The sequence below is a fragment of the Bradyrhizobium sp. ISRA436 genome, from assembly GCF_029910015.1.
Taxonomy (GTDB): domain Bacteria; phylum Pseudomonadota; class Alphaproteobacteria; order Rhizobiales; family Xanthobacteraceae; genus Bradyrhizobium.
The window spans coordinates 5,075,109-5,087,209 of record NZ_CP094519.1; the positions used below are offsets into that span (position 1 = coordinate 5,075,109).

Below are 12,101 nucleotides of genomic sequence, written 5' to 3' on the forward strand. Positions count from 1 at the left end.
TGGTCACTACTCTAAGCAGCCGACTCGCGGATATCCACAGGGCGAGACATGCTGGCCTCATTCGCCCGGTGCGTTTATAGAGGTCCCTCAGCTACGTATATGCAGGATAATCTGGAGCAGGATGTGGCGCAACGAATTACCGGTTTGTATCAATTGGTCCGCGCTCCATCGATCTATAAGGGACTGATGTTCGCGCTTGGCGCCGACAATGCAATCAGGCGTTACGTGAATGAGGTACTAGAACCGACGCCTGGCATCAAAATGCTGGACGTTGGCTGCGGACCAGCAAACATTCTCGCCTACCTGCCTTCGCTCGACTATACTGGCATCGACCTCAACGAGAAACACGTCAACTATGCTCGGGAGCTTTACGGCAACCGCGGCCGCTTCATTGTCGGCAACGCCGCAAACGACCTCCGTCAGGATGAGAACAGCTTCGATCTCATTAACGTTTCGGCTCTGCTACATCACCTTGCCGACAGAGAAGCCATTACCTTGTTCACTTCCTTGAAGCGCCTGCTCAAGGCAGACGGAAGGATTGTCACGATTGATAATGTCTGGCTCCCCCAGCAGCGCGCGGCAGTCAAGCTTATCAACAAGCTTGACTCTGGCCTGAATATCCGACGGCCTGGAGGCTACCTAGAACTGCTGAACGGTCTGGACTTCGATGTGCAGACCCGCGTGTTTCATGACCTGCTCCGAATTCCTTACGACCACATCGTCATGATCGCTCGAAACAGTCCGAGGCCGCAAAGCGGCTAGACCGCGCTGGCCACCACTACCCGGCTGCCGCCAGCCGGCCAGCGCCATCCAGCAAGCGTCATCCGGACTTCCGCACGCAAGATCGCAGTCAGCGTACGATTGATGAACGGGCTGGGCTCGAGTTCAGAGGCCTCCTGGGCTCCAGCTTTGCTTTTTTGCATGAAACGGCTGACCGCCATCAGCGGCAGCAACAACGCCGTGAACGATGACGAAAACAGGATCTCGAAGCCGCTGCGGCGGAGCTTGTCCTCGAGCTCACCGCGCCGGTAGCGGCGCTGGTGGTGGGCGATATCGTCGGCCGCGCTCCACAGCCAGGGATGCTGCGGAACTGCGACGATGATCCCGCCGCCGGGGCGAGTCGCTGCGCGCAGCCCGCACAGCACCGCTTCGTCATCAGGGATGTGCTCGACCACGTCGAAGGCGCCGGTGAGGTCGAAGAGGCCGACGGCCGGAATGTTACGCGCGTCCATCTGGACGAACTCTACGCCGACGGGCAGACGCTCCCGCGCATAGGCCAGCCCGGAGGGATGCAATTCGGAACCAACCACGCGCTCCCAACGGCGCGACCGAGCCAACGCGCCCAGCACCGTTCCGGTGCCACAACCGATCTCCATAAACCTGCGCGCCTGCGGGAAGAACTTTGTGGCAAGACCGACAATCAGCTCGCTTCGGGGAACGAACCAGAAGTGCCCAGCTTCCGCCCTGGCGAGCACCTCAAAGCCCTTGGGATCGATGCCGCTGACGGTGTCCGCTAGGTCCGGGGCGTACATCGGTATGCCGTTATCCTGCGGGACTGGGGCACCACAGGCGGGACAGCGCCATCCGAGCGGCCACAATGGCACGTCGTCGGCAACCGCCTCCACAGCATTACAGGCAAGGCAGCGCCGGCCAGATGCTTCCGAAAAGCTCATGCGGGGTGCGGAGCAGGCCGGCCGTAGCCGGGCCGTTCAACGATAATTCGTGCATTTAGCATGCGACGACTATAAACACTTGGCCAAGCGCTGGCCAGCAACCCAGCCTGGCCGGCGCTCCTACGGAGAACGGCCTCCGACGCCCAACCGGGGTACAACGTCGATCCCTGCCCGGACGAGAGTTGTGACGTGCGAGTTAGCATCATCCAGTCCTGCTACATCCCATGGAAGGGTTTTTTCGACCTAATCGGGCAATGCGATGAATACGTGGTCTTCGACAGCGCGCAATATACGAAGCGGCACTGGCACAATCGTAACCGCATCAAAACCGCCGGCGGACTCACCTGGCTGACGATACCGGTTGTGACCAAGGGACGATACGATCAGGCGATCGATCAAGTCGAGATCGAAAAGCCTTGGGCAGAGAAGCACTGGCGGGCGATCGAGCTCGCATACCGGCCTGCCCCCTTCTTCGATTTGTTCGCACCTGCTGTCCGCAACTGGTACGAGTGCGCCGACGCGGAGACAAGGCTCACCAGTATCAACGAACTGTTCTTGCGGGGAATTGCGGGACTACTCGGTATCAACACCCGCATCGTCAGGGACTGTGCCTATCCGGCGGTCGGCACCAAGACCACACGGTTGCTGAATATCGCCAAGGCCGCGGGTGCCGACCGCTATCTGAGTGGTCCTGCCGCACGGGTCTATCTCAATGAGGCAGAGCTAGCCTCGGCAGGGATCACGACGGAGTGGATGAATTACCAGGGCTATGAGGAATATCCCCAGCTTCATGGCGGCTTCGAGCACGCGGTCACCGTGCTCGATCTCTTGTTCAACACCGGCCCGGAGGCGCCGCGCTTTCTCAGTCGCACGCAAACCGGCTGATCGCGCCGGCGCTGTAACATCGCCAAGTTCAATCACCTCCCGGGCACATACGCCCGGGTTCCGTCCGCAGGAAATAACCGTATCGCCACTGCTGAGCGGCCGTGTTGAAGGAGCCAACCGACGCATTGCCGAAGACCCGGTTAGTCCCGTAGCTGGTCGGCGTGCCGGCAAATGCGGCGGTCGTGTTGAAATTGATGTCGGAATCCGAAACGCGGATACCCGCACCATTGACGCCCGTCCCATTGCTGCTGATCGCGCTGTCATTTACGGTGATCTGTGCTCCCGAACCGCGATGACGACACCGTTGGTCCCGGCAACTAGCACCGAGCCGAAACCTCGTGACGATTGAGGGTGATCGCCTTGGTAATGGTGACGGCACCGAAACCACCGGGATCCAGACAGTTGATCTCACCTTGGGGGGCGGTCTTCGAGATCGCACCGGCAAACGTCTTGCAGGATGCGGTGCGACTGCCGGGGTTGGCGTCGTCACCCGGGCCAGAGACCCACGTACGGGTCGCCTGGGCCTGGGCCGGTGCGGAAGCGAGAAGCGGAAAGAAAAGGCCGATGGCCAGCGCTAACAAAGCTAAAGGGCGCATAATTGAACTCTCCTTTGGCCGGAAATTCTTTCCGGACCCATGAAAATTGAACGCAGTATTCATCCCTCCCCGGGACTGCTGCCGGGGGCGAACAGCCCGTACTGCAAACCACTCAAAGTGGCATTGCGACTGCCAACTGAACAGCAAAGTTTCGGGATCAAATCAAGCTGGGCCAAGGTCGTTCGGGACGAACCAGTCCCCGCCAACAGTATCTGCATAAAGTGCGACAACGGTTCAACCGGGGGGGGGCCCACGCCCCCTAGGGACGTTCGGCTCGCCCCCTTTTCCTTGGCGCAGTGAGTCGCGGTCCCTTCGGCCCGAAGAATGCCTCGCTCATAGCCGGCTCCGGCCAGCGTCTTCGATACAATCAGCGGAATTGGGGTTAGGCCCCGAGCGGCAATCCGCTCAATGAATGAGATATTGCGTGCATCCACCGCGGTCCCGCCCCAGTTAGACAACCGCCTGGTTCTGCCCAGGCCAAACCGCCTGAGAAGCCGGCAAGTCATAGTCGCATCGACGCTACATATCCGCCCCGGTGGCTGTCGAGTGCACATTCCTCAGCGGAGAGCGCCTCCGGGAGAACAGCGCTTCTTGCCCGAAGGTTCTGATCCCAATAGAATTCAGGCAGCCGTTCCGATAATGGGAGAGAGGACCAGAACGCACCGAAAAGGACTATCCACCCCGAGCCGACCTGCGCTAGCGAGGATGATCGTGTTCCCGACCCCTGATACTCAGGTCGAGCATCCGACGCTGAGGCCCGCTGCTACCCGTAGCTTGCGACAGTGTCATTTCCAAGGTCGAGGCAGCGACCTGCGGGAAGTTGTGGCCGATCGACACCATGTCTCGCAACTGCAGGGGGTGGCGCCTGTGGCCACCACAAACAGGGTTTGACGTCAGAAAGATCAGCGGTAACGCCGCAGATACCAGTGCGAGGAACGTCCGGTGGCCCCCCAGTGAGCTCAATCTGCTTCAGGATATCATGGTAAAAGTTTCTATCGTGACGACCCTCTACCGATCCGCCCCCACGATCGAAGCGTTCTATCGACGAATGATGCGAGCGGCGGAAGCAATCTTCGCGGACGTCGAGATGGTGATTGTCAACGATGGATCGCCAGATGCCAGCCTCGACATCGCGCTGGACTTGCATCGACAGGACTCGCGGGTAGTCGTAATCGATCTTGCCCGCAATTTTGGGCACTACAAGGCAATGATGACTGGCCTCGCCCATGCCCGCGGAGAACTGGTCTTTCTTATCGATAGTGATCTCGAAGAAAACCCGGAAGACATAGCTCTATTCTACCAACGCTTTCAGCGGGGCGACAGTGACGTGGTCTATGGAGTGCAGGAAACCAAGCATGGCGGACTGCTCGCGCATGTCGGCAGGAGCCTTTTCTTTGCATTGATTGATGCGCTTGGCGATCGGCCGCTGCCGCGAAATCTGGTGACGGCACGGCTGATGACGTCCGAATACGTCAAAGCTCTCGTTCGGCACCGCGATCGGGAATTTGTCATATCGGATCTTTGGCAGCTCACTGGTTTCCATCAGAATCAGATCGTGGTCGAAAAACTGTCGAGTTCACCCTCGACCTATTCGGTCTGGAAACGGATCGACATCGCCGTGAAGCATTTGACCACGTCATCGACCAGGCTGCTGTACCTCATTTTCTATACTGGCCTGTTCATTTTCGTTGCCTCAATCGCTCTGATCGGATTTTACCTCGTGCGGTTTGCGACGGTGGGTATTGGTGTGAGCGGCTATGCTTCCCAGATCATCTCGATCTGGCTCCTTGGCGGTCTGATCACGCTCATCCTGGGCGTGCTGGGAATCTACATGGCAACCATTTTGGCCGAGACAAAGCGGCGCCCTTACACGGTGATCCGAAGGATACACCGGACCGTCACGCCTCTGGTTCGCGAAATGACGGCGATCGATTCTTCCTTCCATGCCAACGCGGATAGTCACCGTGAGTAGCCAGGTTGCTTCAAGATTGCTCTCGGAGGTTGCGCAATACTATTCGGCCAAACTTCTGGAGCACGGACCCACATCCCGGGGAGTGGACTGGAACGGTCCTGAGTCACATCAGCTTCGACATCGACAGTTCCTGCGGCTCCTCGCAGACATTCCTGACGCCTCGATCATCGATCTCGGTTGTGGATTTGGCGATTTCCTGAGCTTTCTCCGGAGAGCCGGTTTCCGAGGCCCCTTCACCGGCTATGATGTCGCTCCGGAAATGATCGAGAAAGCACGCGAGCTTCACAGCGATCACGGCGGCCAGAGCTGGCACGTCGGAGCAACTCCGGAGGGCGTCTTCGACTTTGCGATCGCGAGCGGAATCTTCAACGTGAAAGGAAATACTCCTGACGAGGATTGGGCTGACTACATCAATCGAACGCTGGATGTGCTGGCACAAGCGAGCCGCATTGGCTTCGGCTTCAACATTCTAAGCCTGTCAAGCGATCCCGAGCGGCGGAGACCGCATCTTTACTACGCCAATCCGGCTGGAATGCTCGATCACTGCCTGTCGCGATACGGCCGGTCTGTAGCGCTGTTGCAAGACTATGGCCTTTACGAGTTCACGGTACTGGTACGACATGGACAGGTCGACGCCCCAGGAAGGTCGCAGCCGTGAAGCGGACGCACTGCCCGATTTGTGGCGGAGATTCAGTCGAGCTCGCATTCCCCCATCCCGCTCGGTCGATGTTGAGCGATGGACGAATCCTGCAGCGCTCACTGGCAAAGGCCTCTTGCCTCAGCTGCGGAGCTGCCTATCACGCGTCTGGAATTTCGGGCGACGAGGTTCGCGCTATCTATGACGACGAGTACGCTCTCGCCCGCTGGTCGCCAAAGTCCGACGCGCAACGGGCCAGGACCTATCGCAACTGGATCCGCACCGAAAGCGCGGCACCGCAGAACATCCTGGAGGTCGGCTGCGGTTCAGGAGCGCTTCTTTCGGAACTGCTGGAGACATGGCCGGAAGCGAGTGGATTTGGCCTCGACCCTGCCTTGCCCGAGGCGGCAAGATCCGGAGGCAAGATTCGCTTGATGCGCGGGTTCGTGGAACAGATTCCTCAAGATGGCAGACGGTTCGACCTTATCATTGCAATCAACGTCATCGAGCACACTGCAGCCCCTGAGATGTTCCTCAAGGCTCTGAGGGCGCACCTGGCACCGGACGGGCAGATCGTTATCATCTGTCCGGCCGCCCATCCTCCCAACCTTGAGCTGCTCTTTTTCGATCATCTTTACAGCCTCACGTCCGTTGCCCTCCGCGAAGCGAGCACCGCGGCTTCGCTGGCAATAAGCAAGCAGACTGCGGCTCCGCGCGACATCGGAGATTTCCAGATGATCATACTTAAGCCGAGTCCTTCGGCTCCGATCGTCTCGCTCGCAACCTCGCCCGCGAGTCTTCATGCCGCACGGCACGATTACCTCGATCGCTGGGCGCGTCTCGATCAAACGCTCCTCGACCGGGTGGCGCCCGGTTCGCGCCTTCTTGTTTTTGGCGGTGGCCAGACAGCTGCCCTGCTTCGAACGTATGCCCCAAAGACATGGTCGCTCGCCGAGACCATTGCAGTTGACGACCCCAGCGAGGCTTGGACGCTGGGCCCCGCAGTTGTACCCTATCAAGATGTCAGGCCGCGTTCCGGAAGCACTATCCTGATTGCAACATCGCCTCATGTGCAGAGTGCAATTGCCGAGCGGCTAAGCCGTGACGGTCTACGGCCGATCACATGGAATGATCTGATCCCCTGTTGAGCGTGAGTGTGATGCAGCACAACCCTCCAAGGCGCTACGGCGTCATCGAACAAGTAAAATCCGAGAACGATATCGAGCGCGCATGCGAATCAATACGCCAGCTCGGGTATGGAGTTATCGACGGCGGCTACGACGTCGAATGGCTCGCTTCCCTTTCGCGGGCATTTGACCGTGCAAAGAACCGCCATCACCAAGAGCATGGCGGCCTCGAGACGCTGAGATCGATCGATGAGCACGATACGATCCGCTTGCCCCTTGCTTACGAGACGTCATTTCTCGAACTCGCCACCAACGATCGCATCCTTGAGGTTTGCCGTCGTATGATCGCCGACTATGTGATACTCAATCAGCAGAACGGCATCATCAATCCGCCGAACGGGATGCGATACAATCAAGGTACCTGGCATCGCGATCTGCCGTATCAGCATTTCGTGTCCTCGCGCCCGCTCGCGATCAATGCGCTGTTTTGCCTAGATGAGTTCACGATCGAGAACGGCGCGACCATGGTATTGCCTGCGTCGCACCGGCTTGAGGCGTTTCCGTCAGACCATTTTGTCGGCACGCAGGCTGTGAATGTCACTGCGCCTGCAGGCGCGTTCATCGTGCTCGACTGCATGGTTTTCCATAGCGGCGGCGTCAACGTGTCGACAAAGGCGCGGCGCGCAGTCAACCATGTCTATTCGATCCCGTTGATCCGTCAACAGATCGACTTGCCGGCAGCCCTTGGAGACAACTTTATCGCCGCTCCCGAGCTGCGACGGTTGCTCGGCTACGATGTTCGGCAGCCAAGGTCTGTCACCGAATACCTAGCCAGCCGCGCACCAAAATCCTGACACCCTGGCCGCTGTAGCAACGCCGAGAGCTCGTCGCGCCTAGCAGGCTGTTGAAGAAGTTGGTGGCGGAGCGTTTCGGAACGTGATTCTCTAGGATCGGATTTTTATCTTGGGGGCGCGATGCGGGGGAGTGACGAACGGTCCGGCTCGCTGTTCAGTTATGTGGACCTGGAGGCTCGGGTTCGCGTGGACCACCCGTTACGGGTGATCCGGGACCTGGCGAATGCAGCGCTGAGCGATCTTTCTGGGGAGTTCGGCAAGCTCTATACGGACTTCGGTCGCCCCTCGCGGTCGCACCGGAGAAGCTGCTTCGGGCGATGCTCCTGCAAGCGTTCTATGGGGTTCGCTCGGAACGGCATTTGATGGAACGGATGGAGTTCGATCTTCTGTTCCGCTGGTTCGTCGGGCTTGGGGTGGATGATGCGGTTTGGGACCATTCAACCTTCTCGAAGAACCGCGACCGGCTGCTTGAGGGCGAGATTGCGGCCAAGTTCCTGAACGCGCTTTTGGCGCAGCCGAAGGTCAAGCGTCTGCTATCGAGCGATCACTTCTCGGTGGATGGCACGCTGATTGAAGCCTGGGCTTCGACCAAGAGCTTCCGGAGGAAGGATGGCAGCGACAAAGATCAGGGCGGTCCGGGACGCAATGCCGAGCGCAGCTTCCACAAGGAGAAGCGATCGAATGAGACCCATGCGAGCACGACCGATCCCGAGGCACGGCTCTACAAGAAGGGTGACGGCCAGCCAGCCAAGCTGAGCTACATAGGCCATGCGCTGATGGAGAACCGCAATGGTTTAGCGGTTTTGGGCGGGGTCAGCCAAGCGACGGGCACCGCCGAACGGGAGATCGCGCTTGCCATGATCGATGCGCGCGGGTGCACGAAACGGATCACTCTGGGGGCGGACAAGGCCTATGACGTCACGCAGTTCGTGCACGACCTCAGAGATAGATTATACCAATGGCCCTAAGGATTGACTGTTGCCCAAGTGCGGCTTGTGATTGAGGCGATGCGACCTGGATCATTTGCGAAGAAGTTCCAGGCTTCGCAGGTCTTGGCGACGATATCGTCGTAGTCGTCGAAGACGGTGATGGCGAGCTTGTTGGCGCGCAGGTACTGCCAGACGTTTTCAATCGGATTGAGCTCGGGCGCATAAGGCGGCAGCTGTAACAGAGTGATATTTTCCGGAGCTCGGACGGTGCCGGCACTGTGATAGCCGGCGCCGTCGAAGACGAGAACGGCATGTGCGTCGGGTGCAACTTTGCGGCTGATTGCCTCCAAATGCAGTGACGTCGCCTCTGCATTTGCCGTCGGCATGACAAGACCCGCGGCGACGCCCCGTTGAGGACAGGCGGCACCGAAGAGATAAGCCCAATCGTAACGTCGATCGCGCGGCGCGCGAGGCCGTGAGCCACGCTTGGCCCACACGCGTGTCAGCGTGCCCTGCTGGCCGATCCGCGCCTCGTCCTGGAACCAGATTTCGATCGGCTTGCCTTGGGCGTGAGCGGGGAGCGTTGTCGTGAGGGTCGTAGCAAAGTTTTTTTGAACGCTTCCTGAGCCGCTTCATCGGCTTGCGGATGGCGCGGCCGCACCGAGAGCCGGCGGTACCCGAGCTTGGCCAGAACCTTGCCGACCGAACGTTCGTGCAGTTTGACGCCAAACCGCCGCTCAAGCTCGTCGCGCAAATCCACCCGCCGCCAACGTACGACCCCATGCTGCTCAGGATCGGGACCGGCCTCGACCAACGCGGCCAATTCGGCCTGCTGCTCTGTCGTCAGCCGCGACCGCGGTCCCGTCGGTTTGCGCGACCGCAGTCCCGCCAAGCCTTCGGCGTTATAACGATGCACCCAGTCCCGCAGGGTCTGACGATCCATCCCGCAACTTTCGGCTGCCTTCTTGCGGTCCGCGCCCTCCAGCACAAGCGCAAGCGCCAATATCCGCCGCGCTACCGTACTATTCTTCTCTCTGCGCGCCGCCTTCCGAAGCTCGCCCGCGGTCAAATCAAGCCGCGTAATCGCTACCGCTGCCCCCATCGATATTGCTCCTGTCTACGCAGCAACATCGATTCAGAAACTCACTGATTTGGAAATCCCAAATGTGAGTCAAATCCGGGGGCCGTTGGTATTAGTTACCCCGCATATCGCGATCGACGGGCATCTGAGTAAGACCGGCAAGCGGCGCAAGACGGCGATCGACGCGCGTACCACGCGTCACAGCGGCTATGACATCAGCCAGCGCTGCCGCAAACGCATCGAAGAAGTCTTCGGCTGGATCAAGAGTTCCGCTGGCTTGGCCAAGGTCAAGCTGCGAGGCCGCGACCGCGTGGATGCCGTCTTCGTCCTGGCGCTTGCGGCCTACAATCTGATCCGGCTGCCCAAGCTTCTGGCGTCATCGGCATGAGCATCCGGGGCAGATGGCGCGTCGTCGAGACGCCGGGCTACGACATGGCCGTGGCCGGCGCCTACATCCTGTTCGATAAGGACGGCGGTGAGTTCGCCTTCGATTGCCTCACAGGCTCCATTCATGGAGCCTGCCACGGCGATGCAGTCGAGTTCGGCTGGCAGGGAAACGACGAAATGGAGCCAGCCGAGGGTGACGGCTGGGCCGAACTAAAGGATGACGGCTCACTCGAAGGCGAGATCTGCCTCCTCAACGGCGACAACATCCCATTCATCGCACATCGTTCAAAGACTTCTTCAACAGCCTGCTAGAGCGGAAGCTCGCCGTCCCAGACCGCGAGCCCAAAGCCGGTCAGTCCGTAGCCATTGCCATTGTAAGCAAGCCACAGGCGCTCTTGATGCCAGAATAGAGCCGGGTAGCAGGTCATCTCGCTCTCCCAGCCCCGGTCGGACGGACCAAGCCCCAGCACCGCATCGAGGCGTCGCCAGTTCACACCGTCGCCGCTGGCAGCGGCGCCTATCCGGTAGTTCTCACCACGGCAGGCGAAGCACATCAGGAACTGGCTTCCGGCGGTCACCACGGTCGGACGCGCCAGCGCGTATTCGGCCTCCCCCTCAAATCCGACAACGGGGGCGGCCGCCCTGGTCCAGTGAATTCCATCCACCGACCTCGCGAGCTTGATCGCGTGCCGCAAGTCCGTGCCGCTGACTGAGGGAGCGAGGTTGGAGCCGTACCACATCCGCCAATCCTGCGGGCCCAACCGAAGCACCCAGGGATATGAGAGCGTGTACGGATCTTCCGGCGAGCGGTCCATAATCGGTCCAGGCGAGAAGCGCGTGAATGGCTCGTCGCGCGCTTGGGATCGCGCCAGGCCGATCGCGTTGCGCCAAGCCGAACGAACACTGAGATTCCAGCCCATGTAATAGAGCGAACGAACACCGTCCTCCGTAACGATGCAGCCGATCCCAATTCCACTGTCGTCGAACGATCCATCCTCTCCCGGCATCAGCACAGGCTGCCGTGCGACGTCATGGAGGCGCGGGGTCTCGCAGACTTCCACGTCGGCCCATCCAACATGCGATCGCGCCTGAGCATCGCGCCCGCTGTAGAAAATCCGGAACAAATCACCGCCAAGGTGAACCGGGATCGGCAGCGACGCATGGCTGTGCGCCCATGGCTGATCCCCGACGGGAGAGAATACCAAACCGAGACGACGCCAAGGCATTTCGGCGCCTCACAGCTTTCTCAGCCGCGTGCTCGGCACGGGCGAGCGTTCCGTTCCGCGCGCCGCGACCACGGAGAAGTCGGGCTGGTCCTCCAGAACCAGCGCGCCCGCGCCCAGAACGCATTTCTTGCCGATCGTTACATGATCGCGGATCGTGACGTTGACACCGACGAAGCTTCCTTGACCGATCTTCACGCCGCCCGACACAACGACATGCGATGCAAGGAACACGTCGTCTTCAATGATGGAGTGATGGCCAATGTGATTGCCACTCCACAGCGTGACATTGGCTCCGATCTTCGCGAAGGGCTGGATGGTGTTGTCTTCCAGGATGAAGCAGTTTTGCTGCGGCGTAAATCCGGGAAAGACGGTCGCGCGGCTGCTCACGTAGGTCGCGAGTTCGTATCCCTTGGCCCGCGCATCAGCCACCTTTTCGGCCCGGATCGTATTGATCTTCGCGTAACTCACCGCAACGAACATGTCGAATTGATCCGGCGCGAATCTCTCGACGACCTCCTCGAACGCAACAACCGGCCGGCCGCGAAATTCGTTCTCCGTCAGGAAGGCGCCGTCAACGGTGAAACCCGCGACCTCGAAGCCGGAATCCTCGGTGAAGTAGAAGTCGGCAAGCTCGGCAATCTCTCCGGTTCCGAAGATGACAATGCGGCGCGCCTTCAAAGAAATGCCTCCGGACCTGACATTTATATCCTCTCGCGACCCTAACGCCATGCACG

The 12,101-nt window shown here is 59.8% G+C and carries 11 protein-coding genes and 3 pseudogenes; 9 read left to right on the forward strand and 5 right to left on the reverse strand.

What is annotated here, in order from left to right:
* Nucleotides 1-99: 99 nt before the first annotated feature.
* Nucleotides 100-762, forward strand: a complete 663-nt coding sequence (locus tag MTX23_RS23850) for a class I SAM-dependent methyltransferase (protein WP_280972624.1) — start codon at nucleotides 100-102, stop codon at nucleotides 760-762.
* On the opposite strand, the gene MTX23_RS23855 is transcribed toward MTX23_RS23850, so the two are convergent.
* Nucleotides 759-1,532, reverse strand: coding sequence for a class I SAM-dependent methyltransferase (locus MTX23_RS23855; RefSeq protein ID WP_280972625.1), 774 nt, complete (start codon nucleotides 1,530-1,532; stop codon nucleotides 759-761). The genes MTX23_RS23850 and MTX23_RS23855 overlap by 4 nt on opposite strands.
* Nucleotides 1,533-1,862: 330 nt before the next feature.
* Between MTX23_RS23855 and MTX23_RS23860 the strand changes: the two genes are divergently transcribed.
* Nucleotides 1,863-2,558: a WbqC family protein gene (locus MTX23_RS23860; RefSeq protein WP_280972626.1), complete on the forward strand. Its 696-nt coding sequence runs from the start codon at nucleotides 1,863-1,865 to the stop codon at nucleotides 2,556-2,558.
* A 344-nt stretch (nucleotides 2,559-2,902) separates the two neighbouring features.
* Here the strand turns inward: MTX23_RS23860 and MTX23_RS23865 are convergent.
* Nucleotides 2,903-3,154, reverse strand: a pseudogene (locus tag MTX23_RS23865) (hypothetical protein); the annotation flags it as partial.
* Between the two features lie 979 nt (nucleotides 3,155-4,133).
* Between MTX23_RS23865 and MTX23_RS23870 the strand changes: the two are divergent.
* The 5 genes and pseudogenes from MTX23_RS23870 to MTX23_RS23890 form a co-directional block, all read left to right on the forward strand.
* Complete coding sequence (locus MTX23_RS23870; RefSeq protein WP_280972627.1) at nucleotides 4,134-5,126, forward strand: glycosyltransferase family 2 protein; 993 nt, start codon at nucleotides 4,134-4,136, stop codon at nucleotides 5,124-5,126.
* Nucleotides 5,119-5,784 carry a class I SAM-dependent methyltransferase gene (locus MTX23_RS23875; RefSeq protein ID WP_280972628.1) on the forward strand — a complete coding sequence of 222 codons (666 nt, stop codon included), beginning with the start codon at nucleotides 5,119-5,121 and terminating at the stop codon, nucleotides 5,782-5,784. The genes MTX23_RS23870 and MTX23_RS23875 overlap by 8 nt, the downstream gene beginning before the upstream one ends.
* Nucleotides 5,781-6,911: a class I SAM-dependent methyltransferase gene (locus MTX23_RS23880; protein WP_280972629.1), complete on the forward strand. Its 1,131-nt coding sequence runs from the start codon at nucleotides 5,781-5,783 to the stop codon at nucleotides 6,909-6,911. The genes MTX23_RS23875 and MTX23_RS23880 overlap by 4 nt, the downstream gene beginning before the upstream one ends.
* A gap of 11 nt (nucleotides 6,912-6,922) precedes the next feature.
* Nucleotides 6,923-7,744, forward strand: a complete 822-nt coding sequence (locus MTX23_RS23885; RefSeq protein WP_280978163.1) for a phytanoyl-CoA dioxygenase family protein — start codon at nucleotides 6,923-6,925, stop codon at nucleotides 7,742-7,744.
* A gap of 120 nt (nucleotides 7,745-7,864) precedes the next feature.
* Nucleotides 7,865-8,691 (forward strand): annotated as a pseudogene (locus MTX23_RS23890) (IS5 family transposase); the annotation flags it as partial.
* A gap of 17 nt (nucleotides 8,692-8,708) precedes the next feature.
* On the opposite strand, the gene MTX23_RS23895 reads toward MTX23_RS23890, so the two are convergent.
* Nucleotides 8,709-9,775 (reverse strand): IS630 family transposase gene (locus tag MTX23_RS23895; protein ID WP_280971795.1). Its coding sequence is split into 2 segments (ribosomal slippage): nucleotides 8,709-9,289 and nucleotides 9,289-9,775, totalling 1,068 coding nucleotides; the frame shifts between segments, so codons are not numbered across the junction.
* A 94-nt stretch (nucleotides 9,776-9,869) separates the two neighbouring features.
* On the opposite strand from MTX23_RS23895, the pseudogene MTX23_RS23900 reads away from it, so the two are divergent.
* Nucleotides 9,870-10,142: pseudogene (locus MTX23_RS23900) on the forward strand (transposase); the annotation flags it as partial.
* Complete coding sequence (locus MTX23_RS23905) at nucleotides 10,139-10,453, forward strand: hypothetical protein (RefSeq protein ID WP_280972630.1); 315 nt, start codon at nucleotides 10,139-10,141, stop codon at nucleotides 10,451-10,453. The pseudogene MTX23_RS23900 and the gene MTX23_RS23905, both read left to right, overlap by 4 nt.
* On the opposite strand, the gene MTX23_RS23910 is transcribed toward MTX23_RS23905, so the two are convergent.
* A complete protein-coding gene (locus MTX23_RS23910; RefSeq protein ID WP_280972631.1) occupies nucleotides 10,450-11,202 on the reverse strand; it encodes a hypothetical protein in 753 nt (250 codons plus the stop codon). The genes MTX23_RS23905 and MTX23_RS23910 overlap by 4 nt on opposite strands.
* Before the next feature lie 174 nt (nucleotides 11,203-11,376).
* Nucleotides 11,377-12,045, reverse strand: coding sequence for an acetyltransferase (locus tag MTX23_RS23915; RefSeq protein WP_280972632.1), 669 nt, complete (start codon nucleotides 12,043-12,045; stop codon nucleotides 11,377-11,379).
* Between the last annotated feature and the right edge of the window lie 56 nt (nucleotides 12,046-12,101).

What these genes read in the sequence shown, in the direction of transcription:
- MTX23_RS23850 (WP_280972624.1), top strand. Translation starts at nt 100, where the DNA reads ATGCAGGATAATCTGGAGCAGGATGTGGCGCAACGAATTACCGGTTTG.
- MTX23_RS23905 (WP_280972630.1), top strand. Translation starts at nt 10,139, where the DNA reads ATGAGCATCCGGGGCAGATGGCGCGTCGTCGAGACGCCGGGCTACGAC.
- MTX23_RS23855 (WP_280972625.1), bottom strand. Translation starts at nt 1,532, where the DNA reads ATGTACGCCCCGGACCTAGCGGACACCGTCAGCGGCATCGATCCCAAG.
- MTX23_RS23870 (WP_280972627.1), top strand. Translation starts at nt 4,134, where the DNA reads ATGGTAAAAGTTTCTATCGTGACGACCCTCTACCGATCCGCCCCCACG.
- MTX23_RS23885 (WP_280978163.1), top strand. Translation starts at nt 6,923, where the DNA reads ATGCAGCACAACCCTCCAAGGCGCTACGGCGTCATCGAACAAGTAAAA.